This window comes from Aliiglaciecola sp. SL4 (assembly GCF_041538045.1).
In the GTDB taxonomy this organism is placed as follows: domain Bacteria; phylum Pseudomonadota; class Gammaproteobacteria; order Enterobacterales; family Alteromonadaceae; genus Aliiglaciecola.
Genome location: NZ_JBGOSE010000018.1, coordinates 48119 through 64580 on the forward strand (window position 1 = coordinate 48119; position 16462 = coordinate 64580).

The following is a 16462-nucleotide window of genomic DNA, read 5'->3' on the forward strand; positions in this document are numbered from 1 at the left end:
GTTTTTATTGCCTCGAGTATGCACAATCTAAATTATAAATATAACTTACATCGTCTCTCTCTTATTTTGAGTATTGTCACTTGTGGGGCAATGTTGCTCACCACCAATATGCTTGTTTGGGCGATATTGAGGTATATCGCAGGGATCTGTGCTTCAGGTGGCTTTATTATCGCCTCAGGTTTAATTTTAAAGTGGTTGGTGAATCATCACCACCGCGCTGAATTAGGTATCCATTTTGCCGGTGCAGGGGTGAGTATAGTGATCACCTCAATACTGGTGGAAGTCATGTTAACTATGTCGGCAAGCTGGCAACAACAGTGGTTAGCGTTAGCTGTATTGGCCGCGGTAGCGGCAATTCCTGCGTGGTTATGGATGCCTCATCCTGCTATCAAAGGCACTGCTACCCATGTCGCTGTTGACAATCCTCCAAGCAAAGCTTTTCATCAATTTTAATGCTAGCCTATTTTTGTGCCGGATATGGCTATGCAGTCAGTTCGACGTTTATAGTGGATATTGTTGAACGTGCTGATGGATTAGCTGGAAAGGGGAGTTTGGCGTTTTTATTGGTTGGGTTAGCGGCGACTCCCGCTGCTTTATTCTGGGACCGAATCGCTCGAAAAAGGGGGGATCTGCAAGCACTGCTTGGTGCATATATCCTCCAGACTATAGGCATCATACTGCCCGCAATAAATGAGACTCTGCCCGTTGTTATCATCAGTGCATTGTTATTTGGCGGCACTTTTATCGCATGTGTTAGCCTAGTATTGACCATGGCTGGGAATTTTTATCCAAGTAACCCCGCAAAATTTATGGGCACAATGACCTTAGCTTATGGAGTTGCACAAATCATTGCTCCTATCCCTACAGGCTACCTTGCCGAAGCCTTTGGAAATTAAGATATCGGACTATATTTGTCTGCTACTGTGGTGGTGATCGGCTCTCTATTACTTGGCTTTTTGTATTTAGATAACGGGCTGGTGGAGAGTAAAAATACCGCCTGATTGAATGCACGCTATATGCACAATATTTTCAAATTATTTACTAATTTACTCTGACTTTATCATTGGTATTAAACATGGCTGTCCATGTAAAAGAAACATGCCTGTCCACGATAGTTAAACATGGGTGTCTATGTAAAAGAAACGTGCCTGTCCACGATAGTTAACATGGGTGTCCATGTAAAAGAAACGTGCCTGTCCACGATAATTAACATGGGTGTCTATGTATAAGAAACGTGCCTGTCCACGATAGTTAACATGGGTGTCTATGTATAAGAAACGTGCCTGTCCACGATAGTTAAACATGGGTGTCTATGTAAAAGAAACGTGCCTGTCCACGATAGTTAACATGGGTGTCTATGTATAAGAAACGTGCCTGTCCACGATAGTTAAACATGGGTGTCTATGTAAAAGAAACGTGCCTGTCCACGATAGTTAACATGGCTGTCCATGTAAAAGAAACATGCCTGTCCACGATAAAGTACACGTAGAAATAAAAAACGGCCAATTGGAGGCCGTTTGTAATATTTGGTTAAGGTGTACCTTAGTAACTTAAACTTTGGGTTCAGGTACTCTAATCCAACCTTCCATTAAGATCCTTGCACTGCGACTCATTACCGCTTTTTCAACTTGCCACTTACCTTGATTCAGCACAGCTTTTGCGCCAACTCGTAGGGTCCCTGAAGGGTGACCAAAACACACCGACTCAAGTTCTCCGCCGCCAGCGGCTAGATTGACTAAGGTGCCTGGAATGGCTGCAGCTGTGCCTATTGCCACCGCAGCGGTGCCCATCATTGCGTGGTGCAGTTTGCCCATGGAAAGCGCACGAACCGACAAGTCTATGTCAGACTTCGCCACGGTTTTTCCACTTGAAGACAAATAATCTGCTGGTGGAGCAACAAAAGCAACTTTGGGAGTATGTTGACGCTGGGCTGCTTGTTCAAGGTTATCAATTAAACCCATTTTAACAGCGCCGTGAGCACGAATAGTTTCGAACTTAGTCAATGCATCGCTATTGCTATTGATTGCGTCTTGCAATTCAGTACCTTGATAACCTATTTCTTCGGCATTCAAAAATATAGTGGGAATACCAGCATTGATAAGGGTTGCATTAAGCTTACCTATACCTGGTACATCCAATATTTCCGACACTTCACCGGTGGGGAACATATCACCCTCACCGTCGGCAGGATCAATAAACTCTACTGGGATTTCAGCGGCAGGGAAGGTGACCCCATCTAACTCAAAATCACCGAGCTCTTGCACTTGACCATCACTCATGGGTACGTGGGCAATAATGGTCTTTTGAATATTAACTTGCCAAATTTTGATGGTCACAACGCCATTTTCAACCAGTTTTTCACTAGGGATTAAGCCTGCGTGAATGGCGAAAGGGCCGACTGCTGCTGATAAGTTACCGCAGTTTCCAGACCAGTCAACAAAGGCTTTGTCGATGGCTACTTGACCAAACAAATAGTCAACATCGTGGTCACTTTGCTGACTTTTCGAGACAATCACCGTTTTACTGGTACTAGAAGTGGCACCGCCCATACCGTCGGTTTGTTTACCGTAGGGATCTGGGCTACCGATGGTGCGCAACAACAAAGCATCGCGATAAGCACCGGCAGTTTGGGCTGGTTCCGGCAGGTCAGCAAGGTTGAAAAATACGCCCTTGCTGGTCCCGCCGCGCATATAAGTTGCGGGAACCTTTATTTGTTGAGGAAAGTGACTCATTGTCCTTGTCCCTCAGACTCCAAAAAGTCCTGAGCAAAACGTTGTAACACACCGCCAGCTTCGTAAATAGACACTTCTTCTGCTGTATCTAAACGGCAATTTACCGGAACTTCTACCGTTTCACCGTTAGTACGGGTGATTACCAAGGTAAGTGAAGCACCAGGTTGACGCGCCCCTTTAACATCGAACATTTCGCTACCGTCGATATTCAGAGTTTTGCGTGTTGTGCCAGCTTCAAACTCTAGAGGTAACACACCCATGCCAATTAAGTTGGTACGGTGAATACGTTCAAAGCCTTCAGCAACTATCACTTCAACACCGGCTAAACGCACGCCTTTGGCTGCCCAATCTCGAGATGAACCTTGGCCGTAATCAGCGCCCGCAATAATAATTAGCGGCTGCTTACGTTGCATATAGGTTTCAATGGCTTCCCACATGCGTACGGTTTGTCCTTCAGGCTCAAGGCGGGTGAGCGAACCTTGTTTGACTTCACCGTTTTCTATTACCATTTCATTTAACAATTTAGGATTGGCAAAAGTTGCTCTTTGCGCTGTTAAATGGTCGCCCCTGTGGGTTGCATAGGAGTTAAAGTCAACTTCAGGAACATCCATTGAAAGCAAATATTCACCAGCAGCGCTGTCGGCTAAAATAGCGTTAGACGGTGACAAGTGATCTGTAGTTATGTTGTCGCCAAGGACGGCTAAAGCGCGCATGCCTTTCATAGTGCGCTCTGCTGCCAGAGCACCTTCCCAATAGGGAGGACGACGAATATAAGTACTCTTTGGACGCCATTCGTACAAAGGATCAATGTCTTCACCATAATCCACAGTCAAATCAAACATGGGATCATAGACTTTCTTGAATTGCTCCGGCTTGACGCTTTTGGCTACTATGGCATCAATCTCTTCATCAGTTGGCCATAGGTCTTTCAAGGTAATTGGGTTTCCTTGGGCATCGGTTCCCAGTGCGTCTTTTTCAATATCGAAGCGGATAGTACCGGCAATTGCATAAGCGACTACTAACGGTGGAGACGCTAGGAATGCTTGTTTGGCATACGGATGTATGCGGCCATCAAAGTTACGGTTTCCGGATAACACCGCGGTGGAATATAGATCGCGGTCGATTACTTCTTTTTGAATTTTAGGATCTAAGGCGCCACTCATACCGTTACAGGTAGTACAGGCAAATCCAACGATACCAAAACCTAGCTGTTCTAATTCAGGTAACAGTTTTGAATCTTCTAAATACAGTTGAACCGCTTTGGAACCAGGTGCTAACGAGGTTTTCACCCAAGGTTTACGAGTTAAGCCCAGCTTATTGGCGTTTCTGGCAACCAGTCCTGCTGCAATCACATTGCGAGGGTTACTGGTATTGGTACAACTGGTGATAGCAGCAATAATAACCGCGCCATCTGGCATTAAATCACCGTCATGTTCAACAGTACCGGAAATTCCTTCGGCGGCTAAATCAGTGGTAGAAACCCGTCTATGGGGATTAGATGGTCCCGCGATATTACGACCTACAGATGACAGGTTGAAGGTTAATACTCGCTCATATTTGGCTTTTTTCAGGGTATCGGCCCACAAACCAGCTTGTTTGGCGTAGTTCTCCACAAGTTCAACTTGTGCATCGTCCCGACCTGTTAGTTTAAGGTAATCGATGGTTTTGTCATCGATATAAAACATTGCAGCCGAGGCTCCAAATTCTGGAGTCATATTTGAGATAGTAGCACGATCACCAAGGGTAAGATCAGAAGCCCCTTCACCAAAAAATTCCAAGTAAGAAGAAACAACACGCTCTTTACGTAAAAATTCGGTAATGGCTAACACAATATCGGTGGCAGTAATGCCAGGTTGGCGTTTGCCAGTAAGCTCAACACCAATAATATCTGGCAGACGCATGTAAGACGCGCGTCCTAACATAACACTTTCAGCTTCCAATCCGCCCACACCCAAGGCAATCACACCTAAAGCATCAACGTGAGGGGTATGGCTATCTGTACCTACTAAGGTATCGGGGAAAGCAACGCCGTCTCTGGCGTGTACAACTGGAGACATTTTCTCCAAATTAATTTGGTGCATGATGCCGTTACCCGGCGGGATAACGTCAATATTTTTAAATGCAGTTTTGGTCCAATTGATAAAATGAAAACGGTCTTCGTTTCTACGATCTTCAATAGCACGGTTTTGTTCAAAAGCATCGGATTCAAACCCGGCATGTTCTACCGCAAGAGAATGATCCACTATCAATTGTGTCGGAACCACTGGATTAACTTTGGAGGGATCGCCACCTTTTAAGGCGATGGCATCACGGAGACCGGCTAAGTCTACCAAGGCGGTTTGGCCTAAAATATCATGGCAAACTACTCTTGCTGGATACCAAGGAAAATCTAAATCTTGTTTGCGTTCGATGATTTGTTCTAGTGCCGCATTCAGTTTTTCAGGCTCACATCTTCGAACTAAGTTTTCGGCTAATACACGGGAAGTGTAGGGTAGGGTCTCATAAGCCCCTGGTTTTATTGCATCTACTGCTTCTTGGGTATCGAAATAATCAAGTTTGGAACCAGGAAGGCGTTTTCTATATTGCGTATTCATATTTTCTACCTTGCTATTGCGTGAGTAGAGTGGGCATATTGAACGCCCACTTTTTAATTGCCTGGAAAAGGAAAGTTTTATCGTTGTTTTATCGGGGTAACCTTGCGAGGTTCTTCACCGATGTAATCCGCACTAGGTCTGATGATGCGGTTATTCGATCTTTGTTCCATTACGTGTGATGCCCAGCCTGTTAGGCGTGAGCAGACAAATATAGGGGTGAACAACTTAGTTGGGATCCCCATGAAATGATAAGCTGAAGCATGGAAGAAATCGGCATTACAAAACAGCTTTTTGGTGTCCCACATGAATTCTTCACAGGCCACTGAAATGTCATACAAGCTTGAGTCACCAAACTCTTGTCCAAGTTTTTCAGACCAAGATTTAATGATCACGTTGCGCGGGTCAGATTCACGATAAATAGCGTGGCCGAAACCCATGATCTTTTCTTTGTTTGCCAACATTTCAGCCATTTTGGTTTTGGCATCTTCAGGGGAGCTGAATTTTTGAATCATATCCATGGCAGCTTCATTGGCTCCACCGTGCAATGGACCACGCAAGGTACCAATTGCACCAGTAATACATGAGAACATGTCAGATAAGGTTGATGCACAAACGCGAGCTGTAAAGGTTGATGCATTGAACTCATGCTCAGCATATAAAATCAAAGACACGTCCATTACTCGACGGTGCAACTCAGATGGGTCTTGATCCGTTAATAGCTTTAAGAAGTGACCTGCGATGGAATCTTGATCACTGGTACATTCAATTTCAACATTGTCGTGACTATAACGATACCAATAACACATGATGGCCGGGAAGGCTGCTAGCAGTCTATCTGCGCTTTCTTGTTGTTGGTTAAAATCTTCTTCAGGTTCTAAGTTACCTAAAAATGAACAACCCGTGCGCATAACATCCATTGGATGAGTATCGGCAGGAATGAGTTTTAATACTTCTTTTAAGGCGTCAGGTAAGTCACGCTTTGCGAACAATTGCGCATTGTACTCTTGCAATTGTGCTTCGGTGGGCAATTCGCCTTTAAATAACAAATAAGCTACTTCTTCAAAGGTGGCATTGTCTGCTAAATCAGATACATCGTAGCCGCGGTAGGTTAAGCCAGAGCCTGATTTACCTACTGTGCACAATGCAGTTTCACCTGCGCTTTGACCACGAAGTCCTGCGCCACTGAGTTTTTTGTCAACCATGATAGAGTCCTGTTTTATATATGAGAAATATAGGGTTATTTATTCTTACCTTGCGAGAAAAGACTATCTAACTTTTGCTCGTAATCGTGATAGCCAAGGTAGTCGTACAAATCCATGCGGGTTTGCATGCTATCTACCACTGCTTTTTGATCGCCATTTTTGAGTATTGAAGTGTAGACGGTTTCGGCGGCTTTATTCATTGCTCTGAATGCGCTCAACGGGTAAAGCACCATGTCAGCGCCCCACTGTGCAAGTTGCTCTTTGTTCCACAGTTCAGTTTTACCGAACTCAGTAATGTTGGCTAAAATTGGCACATCTAAGGCTTCAGAGAAGGCACGGTAATGCTCTTCGGTTTGAATCGCTTCGGCAAAAATGCCATCTGCGCCAGCTGCAACATAAGCTTTTGCTCGCTCAATTGCCGCTTCTAGACCTTCTTGAGCAAATGCATCAGTACGTGCCATGATGAAAAAGTCAGGATCAGTACGGGCATCTACTGCAGCGGTAATTCGGTCAGCCATTTCTTCAATGGAAACAATTTCTTTGTTAGGACGATGACCACAGCGCTTTTGAGCTACTTGATCTTCCATATGCACTGCTGCGGCACCGGCTTTTTCCATATCACGTATGGTTTTGGCAATGTTAAATGCGCCGCCCCAACCAGTATCAATATCAACCAACAAAGGCAGATCACAGGCTGAAGTAATACGTTGTACATCAACAATTACGTCATTCAGTGATGTCATACCAAGGTCAGGTAAACCGTATGATGCATTGGCCACACCGCCACCAGATAAATAAATTGCCTTATGACCAATCTGTTTTGCCATCATTGCTGAATAGGCATTGATAGTGCCAACAATTTGAAGTGGTTTATTATCAACCAATGCTTGTCTGAATTTTTTGCCTGGAGTCATTATTTCCTCTCTTTAACAATCGGTGAGTTTGTTAACCTGTGGTGGGAATAGCGTATTTCTAATCAACTCTGCTTAGTCCCAAGCTCAGGTTAGTTACGTTACTGCAATTTCTTTTCAATATTATTTTTGGAATACAAAATATGGCGGCGCATTAACATTTCAGCTAATTCACCATCACGATTAGCAATGGCCTGCACTATGTGTTTATGTTCATCAAACGCGGTGGAAACCCTTGGCCCTGCCATGCCTAGTTGTACGCGATACATACGCACCAAGTGATAAATGCCATTGATGAGCATGGAAATAAGGTGTTCATTTTTACTGCCCACTATAATTCGGTAGTGAAAATCCACGTCTCCGGCTTCTTGGTAATAGGACTGTCCTTCTTTAACTTCTTGGAAGTGTTCAGAAAGCAAAGATTCAAGCTCGTGAACTTCTTCGTCGGTCATATTTGTTGCTGCCAAACGAGCAGCCATTCCTTCAAGAGATTCTCGTACTTGATACAACTGAATTAGCCCTTCTGGTGTTAATGTCACCACTCTGGCACCGACGTTCGCTTTACGTTCTACCAAATGACAGGTTTCTAAGCGATTAATGGCTTCTCGCACAACGGCTCGACTAACCGCATATTTTGTCGACAATTCAGTTTCACTTAGTTTGCTACCAGGTTGGATATCACCTTCGACAATATCTTTGCGAAGTTGAAAAAACGTCTTATCCGCTGATGTAACCGGTGATTCTGATAAAAAGTTGACCAAAATAATGTCTTCGCGTTGCCTTTAATGTCGACAATATAGACCTGAAATGTGAATAATTCAATATTTAATCGCAATATTGTCGACAATTTATCAATTTTGTTGATCTAAGTCAGTTTTAACCACTTATAACGGGTTTTGCATTAGAAGAAAGCAAATTGCGAAAATTTGAAGGTAAAGTGTTTTCGAGAAGGGGGGCGACTAACCTTAGTTGATCAACCTATTGGAAAAGGTTAGCCGGGTTGTGTGTTAATACTAAACATACCAGTTACGTCAGAATGTGAATTTAAACTCTATAGCGAGGAGATTTTAACGGTGCCAGCAACAGGTAAAATATCCAAGCGAACCAAGAAATAAAAATCACCGCTAGTAACCATGCCGCTTTTTCGCCTCCTGCGGTGCGACTTGAAGTGGCGATTGCCACTATGGGAATGAGCCATAAACAAAAAATGATTAAGCCACATAAAAAAGTAAACATCTGTATTCTCCTTTTTACCGCAACCACAGTATGGTGGGGGTTTCGATTATTATTTTGCTCGGTTGTTTCTAACCGTTGCCACTTTGCAGGTAATTAAGCAAAGCACACTTATACAGAGCAACTTTTATTCCAGATGAAAAAACTATAAAAATCAATCAAGTAGGTTTTTGATTCAGTGTGCTTCCACAGCGTTTTGACTAAAAAATAGTAATTTTGCCTAAATAAATAAGAGGCGCAAAATCAAAGACATATAAAGGTGCAGACAATTTTAGTTTCGCTGATATACTCCCAAGGTAATTAAAAAGTAATAAAAATGTAATTAAGTAATTGATGACTTAATAGGTTTATTAGCAATCGTTTGGACAAGGTGTTTCCTTTTCGTTTTGCTGTTTGGAACTCCATATGCGTGAAAAGTCAAAGCTGACGTCAGATCAGTGGGTAGCGTTACTTGCCAAAGAGGAATTGCCGGCAATTACCTCCATTGCTGGTATTTTAGATAAATTCTCAAATGACGATAGATCCTCTATCCCCAATCTTAGCAAGGTCATTTTGCATGATCAGGCACTATCATCCAGCTTATTAAAAGTAGCCAACAGTTCGAGTCGTTCCCCTGTTAAACGGGTTACTACTGTCTCCCGTGCCGCTATTTTTCTGGGTATTCAATCAGTTAAGAATATTTGCTTAACCGCCAAAGTGTTAGAAGGTTTGTTAAATAGCAAACATCTATCACCTGCGGTTTATGACAGACTGATGAAGTTAATGGCGAATGCTTTTTATGCTGGGTTGTTGGCTAAAATGATGGTCCCTGACTACGATGAAAGTACTCAAGAAGAAGTGTATTTAGCGGCGATGATGTACAACATTGGAGAAACTTCATTCTGGAGTACAGGCAATCCACTTACACGTCAATTGATCCAAAAAGTAAGCATGCCGAAAATTGCCTTTGAGCAATATTGTGCATCCACTGCAGGTATAAAATTTAAAGACTTGAGCATTGGTCTTGCACGGACTTGGAACTTAGGTGAACTGCTAATTAAATCTTTAAATCAGCCGCAAAGTCGCACAAAAGAAATGAATATTATCAGTTTGTCTAATCAATTGAGCGAAGCGATTGGCTCTCCTCCCAAAAATAAGGCTAAATTTGATCAACTTATAAAAGATGTTGGAATGCTCATTAATGTTGATGAACATAAATTAAAACTGCGCATAGAGTCGACTCGTAAACTTGCCGTTGAGTTGCTGGGCTCGTATAACGCCTCTGTGTTAGAAACCTATATTAAGCCGCTGCCTAAACAGCAGGATTTTGGTGGCTTACCCAGCCCGGTTGAGCTGGCTAATCTGACCATCGAAGAACAACTTATTATTGGCATAAAATCACTAAATGGATTAACCAAAACGAGTCGGAGTATGAACGAGTTTCTTACTCATACGTTACAGTTATTGTCACAAATATTCCATTTTCATCGTTGTAGTTTTTGGGGATTTAGCCAAGATAAGCGGCAGATGGAATGCAGACAAAGTGTCGATAGTGACGGGGATCCCGTGCGCTTCCATTATACTTTTGCTTTGAGTGATTCTCAGAACATTATGAGCCATGCCGTTAATCAAAACGAAACTCAATTTGTTGAAAACTTTAAAGACCTAAAATGGCGAGACTATTTAACCTTCGAATCAGAGCAGTTTATTGAAAGTGGCTTGTTATGTTTAGCACCGGTAAAAGTAAACTCGAAAGTGGTGGGGATGATAAGTGCGCAGATTTTCGATAAAACAGGTTACTTTACTGAACAAGATTTCTCCCATTTTGACTTAATAACTGAGCATCTAAATCTTTGTTTATCCTATGTTTCTAAGCAGCTTCAGTCATAACATAAGTTTTCCTAGAGCAATAAAAAAGCCGTTAGCATCAACTGCTCACGGCCCAGGGAGATTCAACAGTTCACTACGCTGTCATTAATTAAGACGCACAGAAGCTGCAAAAAGTTTAAAAAATATTCAATTTTTTTCGTTTTAGCTATTTTTAAAGATAAACCCCAGTTAAAATCAAAAAGATGCCATCAAAATGATTGTCATCTGGTTTTAAAACCCCTATAGTTGAAAAAAAACAATATGGGAATACCGCTATGGAAAACGAATTAGACAGCATGAATCACGGTCAAAAAGAGCGATTGGCCTTTATCGATTTTAGCTTGCAGTATTTTGGTCATGTGGCACGCACTGACTTAATTCAGCGTTTTAAAACAGGCTTAGCGGCATCGACTCGAGACTTCAGTGCCTACAAAGCCTTGGCACCAAATAACCTAATTCTTGTCCATCAAACCAAAAGTTATCACCGCACCAAAGATTTTAAGCCGGTTTTCAAACATGATCCGGAAGTGATTTTAACTTCCTTAAGTCGTGGTTTTGGTAATGGTATTTCCAATGATGTGCAACCGTCAGAGCAATGTTTCGACGCCGTACGTTTAATCCATCCTGACCAAAATATTATTGCCGCATTGATGCGCGCCATTCATATTAAACAACCTATTGAGTGTGGTTATGTCTCGATAAGCTCTGGCGAGTCAACCAGAGTGATAGTACCCAACGCGATTGTTAACAATGGACATCGCTGGCATGTAAGAGCCTTTGATAGGAAGCATCAAAGTTTCAGAGATTTTGTGTGCACAAGGTTTACCTTTGTCACCCCATTAGCCCAAGACATTAATACCTTAGAAAGTCGAAAGTTTGATGGTCAATGGAATAACCAAATTGAGTTGGTTTTGGTGGCTCACCCTAGTATTAAATACCCCAAAGCTATTGAGTTAGATTATGCCATGGTTGAGGGCAAGTTAAGGGTGAAAGTCAGGTCAGCCTTGGCGGCTTATTTGCTTAGGCAATGGCAAGTTGACTGCTCTCAAGGACATAAATTTAGAGGACAAGGGTGTCAATTAGCTTTAGCTAACTTAGAAGTATTGAATGGAGTTGAGAATACCCCTTTAGCCCCAGGCTATAAAACCTAGTGTGTCACTAATACCCTGAGGTGCCTAGCTCTTAGGCGCTCAGCGTTTTCCAACTCAGTTAATGAAAAAATGACTAAACCCTGATGTTTTTCAATTACAGTAAAAAGTAAATCAAGATTAATTTTTTCATCTGAGTGGGCATAGGTAATATTATTGCTAATTAAGTCGTCTGCTTGGTCAAAATAAATTATCGCATTATGTTGTTGGATATCGGCAATGAGTTTGGCCAAATTGGAGGGAGACAACTGGTTAATCCGTTGTTGGGTGATAAACAACACTTTCTTCTTCGATTTGTAGGCAATATCGGCGAGCAGCAAACTTTTGTTTAGTTCGGAGTTTCCAAACAACCCACACACTGACGGGCTGTGTTTTTTACTCAAACTAACCAAAAGGTAAGTTTGTTCACGATCTTGCTCCGATAGGGGAGGGTCCTGTGTTGCTTTAGTCACAAGGCTTAACAAAAATGTATTTTTCAGTGGACCTTGGACTTTGTCACCAAAGTGTTTGCTGTAATTAACTAAACTCATTTATCTACTCTAGCCCGTTAGGATTCCCATTTACAGTTTAGTCATTTTCTGCAAATTGCAACTATTCAAGGTTGAAACAACATAGATTACTACGCTTGAATTCCCTTTTTTTAATCCAATACTAGTAAATATACGTTCCTATATGTAGTTAATAATTAAGGAAAATAAATGTCAGCATTATTTGAGCCATTAAAGCTAGGAAATATTCAGTTAAACAACCGTGTTGTTATGGCGCCACTAACAAGGTGCAGAGCAACTGAAGATAACGTACCCACTGAGCTAATGGCTACTTACTATGCTCAACGAGCTGACGCGGGACTGATTATTGCTGAAGCGACAATGGTCATGCCGGGCAATTCAGCATTTTATCGGGAGCCAGGAATTCATTCTGATGAGCAAGTTGCCGGGTGGAGAAAGATAACGGATGCGGTGCATCAAAACGGTGGGAAAATAGTATTGCAGTTATGGCATGGAGGCAGAGCTTGTCATCCCGTATTGAATGATGGCAAAACACCTGTGGCACCCAGTGCCCTGTCCATAAATGGTTATGTGCATACACCTCAAGGGAAAAAAGATTATGTGGTCCCTCAAGCACTCAATACAGAAGATATACCAGCAATAGTAAAAGGCTTTGTTAAAGCAACGATCAACGCTAAAGCTGCAGGTTTTGATGGTGTTGAGATACATGGTGCTAACGGTTATTTAATTGATGAGTTCTTGCGCGATAGTGCCAACATCCGTAATGATAACTATGGTGGTAGCTTGGAAAACCGTAGCCGCCTGTTATTTGAAGTTCTAGATGGGGTTATCAATGTTTGGGATAGTGGTAATGTTGGTCTGAGGATCTCACCAATCAATAGTTCCAATAGTATGCGAGACAGTGATCCAGAAGCGCTTACTCGTTATTTAGCGGAAAGACTAAACGACTATCAGCTAGCGTATTTTCATGTGATGCGCTCTGATTTTTTGCAAAAGCAGCAAGGTGATGTGTTGTCAGTTGCAAGTCACCTTTATCATGGCAATCTCATAAGTAATATGGGCTATGATTATGCAGAAGCTAACGATGCTGTAGGACAAGGACATGTAGCGGCGGTTGCGTTTGGCTCTGCTTTTATTGCAAACCCAGATTTACCTTATCGCTTTGAACATGGACTAGCGTTAGCGAGCCCCAACCCTAAAACCTTCTATACCCATGATAGCCAAGGGTATACCGATTATCCTAAAGCTGAAGAAGGCTAAAGTGCAAACTGCGGTAAATAAACTCTGAGCTAAGAAATGTCGGTTCAGAGTTTATTTATATGAGAAAAGGAAAAAATAAGGCTAAGGTTAGCTTGATGGGGCTTTTTCTGAGAAAGGCTCTGTTTGGTAAAATATAGGTTTCATAGAGCCACAAAAACTCAAACGATAATTCAGCATATCTTCAGCTGGCACACTGCTTCTAGCATTTACATCAGTAATACAGCTAATGTTTTGAAACAGTAAAATAAGATGGTCATAGCTTGGCGCACCTTGGATTTGGTGGATCAATGCATGACTATTATAGCCTAGCTCAACCTTATCGTATTTTTGCAAATTAACGGGGTCTCCTAACTTTTCCAACACCCGCACATACTTTTTCTCACTGAAAGTTATCTCTATCTGTTCGTAGGTTAAATTACCACCATGATCAAAGTGCCCAATAAATACATCAGCTTTTACTGTTAATGATTCGCCGCGGATTAACCTTTGTAAGTTGAAAGGCTCTGGTTTTATGGTGACTAAGTCTGCATCTCTAGTTAAGTAAATTAAAGCGGGATTCTTGGGTGTCAGTTTATAGATTAATTGCACATTGTGGGGCTTTCTATAATTAGCAAGATTAGAAACAAACAAAGTAGAAGCATGATTAAATACCACCATTCCATGCACTCCTTCATAGGCGGGATCTAATGGTTCAGCTGTCGCATCGCTATCGTCGCTTTGCGCAAAGCCAGTGGTTGAGAACACTAACAACAACCAGCAAAAAACTATTCTAATCATAAAAAACCTTAAGTTTGAAAACAGGACTACCATTTATAATTTTAGTATATAAATTAATCACCATTATACCTGTGCGTGTAGTAAGAGGTGATTGCACTTTAGTCTAAATCAAGTTTGCTTAAATTCAGGGGCAGTAGAGTCATTACTATAAAAAACAGAATAAGAAATTTGCTTAGATAAATACGTCAGGACTCAAGCTTAGATTGGCCAAATGTTTAGCTTAAGCAAATTTCACAAACTGCTTAGTAGTAACTGCAAAGACTCAAACATTTAGTCAATCAATGTCACCGCTGTTATTAATTGCTGAGATTATCTAGAGTCATAGCTTCAACGCCGTATTTATGCAAGATCACGGATAATTACCGTATTTCCACCGAAGGAAAAGCAGATATATGAAAAACCTCATATGTTGTAATAAGTTACACTCTGTGATTAGAATAGGTTAAATTTCTATACGGAAAAAGCCCGTGTTTAATCGCGGGCTTTTGCGACTTAATAATACTGTTAGAAGGCGCTAGTTTAAGGTGCATAGTTGTTTTGAATCCGCATGAAATGGCAACATCATTTCTCTTTTCTTCTAGGTGGTTTTCAAATCAATAAGCAATTAATCATTAAAGGTTGTTTGAACTGTTTAATTGTTTCAGGCTATCTTTAAACAAGGAAAGTACAGAGGTTATTATCTGGTGGTTGTATTAGGTCATATGGTTATTCAACAGACAAAGGATGTTTACAGCATGTTTATTGCGCCGTCTAACAAAGCAAATCAAGTGCGCTCCTTCGTCGCCGGACGCATACTCGCTGGCTGGGGCTCATTCTTCGCCAAGTATAGCCAGCAAGCCTGCGCCGCTTATTTGAAACGTTATGTTTAAAGGGAAATATGGTGTCATAGGATAAATTTTTGAGTGATTTAGATTCTCTTTCTCCAATGCTGGAGGAATTGCAGCAATTAACTAATTTTATTCAAAATCAAATAGTGGACGTATCACCGGAAGAAAAAACTACCAATCTGTATCACTATACATCTGCTCAAGGTTTAGAAGGCATAATATCTAATGCGAATTTGTGGGCGACTGACTACCGTTTTTTGAATGATTCAAGAGAAATGAAAGACGGGTTAGACATTATATCTAAAGCTTTGAACGAGCGAGAAGAAGTCGTCTTTCAAGATCTTGCAAAACATCTTACTGAGCATAGTGACAATTTGGCTGATATTATCACTCCATATATAATCTCATTTTGCTCTAAACATGATCTTCTGAGTCAATGGCGTGCATATGCAAATCAATCCGAAGGCTATTGTGTTGAGTTTGATTTGTCTGATTCCCGATTATCAACTTATCAGAATAATACAGTTGTCATTTGTCATTTCTTGCCAGTTATTTACGACGACAAATTAAAGTTAAAGATAGTCAACGTTATAATTGATGAATTAGCCAGTACAATTAAAAAATACAAACTTGATGACCAAAATATTTCAGAATTAAGTATTGAGAAAAAAGGTTTAGTTACTGGTCTACTTCAAAATGTTTTTCAACTTCCCTTATTAACTTTTAAAGATGGAGGGTTTTCTGAAGAAAAAGAATGGAGAGCTATATTTTTGGCTAACTCTGTCCAAAATGAAAAGCTAAGAAAATTCAGAATTTCTGGGGGAACCTTCGTTCCTTATGTGGAAGGTATTTTCCTTCAAGATGATGAAGAAAATCTATTCCAGCGCGAAAAGCTACCTGTCAAAAGTATTTGTTTGCCACCTGCTGCGGGTAAAACAACACGAAAAGGTTTGGAGTTATTTTTACACGATAACGGGTTTAAGGACACCTTTGAGGTCACTGTTTTGGACTCTGCAATTCCATTGCGCAATCAGAAGAACATAAATTGGTGAAATTTAAACATAACAATCGCAAGCACTTCGACTCGCAAGCTCGCGCGTGTTGCGGGCGTTAGGCACTAAATATTGCAATGTGAAAATGGAAGAAGCAATGGATGATTTGATTGATAAACTAAACAAAGATCTTGAACCAAAATCAACCGAGGCTTTAATCGAAGCGGTAAATAAAATATTGGTTTCGTATCAACAGTTTCATGAATTGACTACTGGTTCAATGTTAAGTGACGATAAAAATGATCCTTACAGGGCTTCAATTATGGGTTTAAACTTTAAATCTAGGTTCTTTGAGTTGTGGCTTCCCCACAACATTTTCGTTGTCGCAACTTTCTCTTGTGTGTATTTCACACTAAGGAGTTTAAGTGC

17 protein-coding genes are annotated in these 16462 nt (G+C 41.3%); 8 read left to right on the forward strand and 9 right to left on the reverse strand.

Going from position 1 to position 16462, the window contains the following annotated elements:
- Positions 1-18: 18 nt before the first annotated feature.
- Complete coding sequence (locus AB6T38_RS18125) at positions 19-453, forward strand: YbfB/YjiJ family MFS transporter (protein ID WP_372548644.1); 435 nt, start codon at positions 19-21, stop codon at positions 451-453.
- Positions 453-896, forward strand: coding sequence for a YbfB/YjiJ family MFS transporter (locus AB6T38_RS18130; protein ID WP_372548645.1), 444 nt, complete (start codon positions 453-455; stop codon positions 894-896). Before AB6T38_RS18125 ends, AB6T38_RS18130 begins: the two co-directional genes overlap by 1 nt.
- A gap of 219 nt (positions 897-1115) precedes the next feature.
- Here the strand turns inward: AB6T38_RS18130 and AB6T38_RS18135 are convergent, their stop codons facing one another.
- The 7 genes from AB6T38_RS18135 to AB6T38_RS18165 all read right to left on the reverse strand — a co-directional run bounded on the left by AB6T38_RS18135 (position 1116) and on the right by AB6T38_RS18165 (position 8675).
- Positions 1116-1304, reverse strand: coding sequence for a hypothetical protein (locus tag AB6T38_RS18135; protein WP_372548646.1), 189 nt, complete (start codon positions 1302-1304; stop codon positions 1116-1118).
- 246 nt (positions 1305-1550) lie between these two features.
- Positions 1551-2732, reverse strand: a complete 1182-nt coding sequence (gene prpF, locus AB6T38_RS18140; protein WP_372548647.1) for a 2-methylaconitate cis-trans isomerase PrpF — start codon at positions 2730-2732, stop codon at positions 1551-1553.
- Entirely contained in the window at positions 2729-5326 is a 2598-nt protein-coding gene (gene acnD / locus AB6T38_RS18145) for a Fe/S-dependent 2-methylisocitrate dehydratase AcnD (protein ID WP_372548648.1), read from the reverse strand. The genes prpF and acnD overlap by 4 nt, the downstream gene beginning before the upstream one ends.
- A 77-nt stretch (positions 5327-5403) precedes the next feature.
- Entirely contained in the window at positions 5404-6528 is a 1125-nt protein-coding gene (gene prpC / locus AB6T38_RS18150; protein ID WP_372548649.1) for a 2-methylcitrate synthase, read from the reverse strand.
- Between the two features lie 35 nt (positions 6529-6563).
- Positions 6564-7442, reverse strand: a complete 879-nt coding sequence (prpB, locus tag AB6T38_RS18155; protein ID WP_372548650.1) for a methylisocitrate lyase — start codon at positions 7440-7442, stop codon at positions 6564-6566.
- A gap of 98 nt (positions 7443-7540) precedes the next feature.
- Positions 7541-8200, reverse strand: a complete 660-nt coding sequence (locus AB6T38_RS18160; protein ID WP_348491061.1) for a GntR family transcriptional regulator — start codon at positions 8198-8200, stop codon at positions 7541-7543.
- A gap of 283 nt (positions 8201-8483) precedes the next feature.
- A complete protein-coding gene (locus tag AB6T38_RS18165) occupies positions 8484-8675 on the reverse strand; it encodes a PLDc N-terminal domain-containing protein (protein WP_372548651.1) in 192 nt (63 codons plus the stop codon).
- Positions 8676-9077: 402 nt separating this feature from the next.
- Here AB6T38_RS18165 and AB6T38_RS18170 point away from each other — a divergent pair, with 402 nt between their 5' ends.
- Complete coding sequence (locus tag AB6T38_RS18170; protein ID WP_372548652.1) at positions 9078-10541, forward strand: HDOD domain-containing protein; 1464 nt, start codon at positions 9078-9080, stop codon at positions 10539-10541.
- 254 nt (positions 10542-10795) lie between these two features.
- Positions 10796-11671 carry a WYL domain-containing protein gene (locus tag AB6T38_RS18175; protein ID WP_372548653.1) on the forward strand — a complete coding sequence of 292 codons (876 nt, stop codon included), beginning with the start codon at positions 10796-10798 and terminating at the stop codon, positions 11669-11671.
- Here AB6T38_RS18175 and AB6T38_RS18180 read toward each other — a convergent pair.
- Positions 11668-12198 (reverse strand): AAA family ATPase, encoded by a 531-nt coding sequence (locus AB6T38_RS18180; protein WP_348491054.1) that lies wholly within the window; start codon positions 12196-12198, stop codon positions 11668-11670. The two genes, AB6T38_RS18175 and AB6T38_RS18180, sit on opposite strands and share 4 nt — an antisense overlap.
- A 168-nt stretch (positions 12199-12366) precedes the next feature.
- Here AB6T38_RS18180 and AB6T38_RS18185 point away from each other — a divergent pair, with 168 nt between their 5' ends.
- Entirely contained in the window at positions 12367-13437 is a 1071-nt protein-coding gene (locus AB6T38_RS18185) for an alkene reductase (protein WP_372548654.1), read from the forward strand.
- A gap of 87 nt (positions 13438-13524) precedes the next feature.
- On the opposite strand, the gene AB6T38_RS18190 is transcribed toward AB6T38_RS18185, so the two are convergent.
- Entirely contained in the window at positions 13525-14214 is a 690-nt protein-coding gene (locus tag AB6T38_RS18190) for a hypothetical protein (RefSeq protein ID WP_372548655.1), read from the reverse strand.
- A gap of 683 nt (positions 14215-14897) precedes the next feature.
- On the opposite strand from AB6T38_RS18190, the gene AB6T38_RS18195 reads away from it, so the two are divergent.
- The 3 genes from AB6T38_RS18195 to AB6T38_RS18205 all read left to right on the forward strand — a co-directional run.
- Positions 14898-15083: a hypothetical protein gene (locus AB6T38_RS18195; protein WP_372548656.1), complete on the forward strand. Its 186-nt coding sequence runs from the start codon at positions 14898-14900 to the stop codon at positions 15081-15083.
- A 29-nt stretch (positions 15084-15112) separates the two neighbouring features.
- Positions 15113-16093 (forward strand): DUF2971 domain-containing protein, encoded by a 981-nt coding sequence (locus AB6T38_RS18200; protein ID WP_372548657.1) that lies wholly within the window; start codon positions 15113-15115, stop codon positions 16091-16093.
- A gap of 97 nt (positions 16094-16190) precedes the next feature.
- A partial coding sequence (locus tag AB6T38_RS18205; protein WP_372548658.1) for a hypothetical protein occupies positions 16191-16462 on the forward strand: 272 nt, incomplete at its 3' end.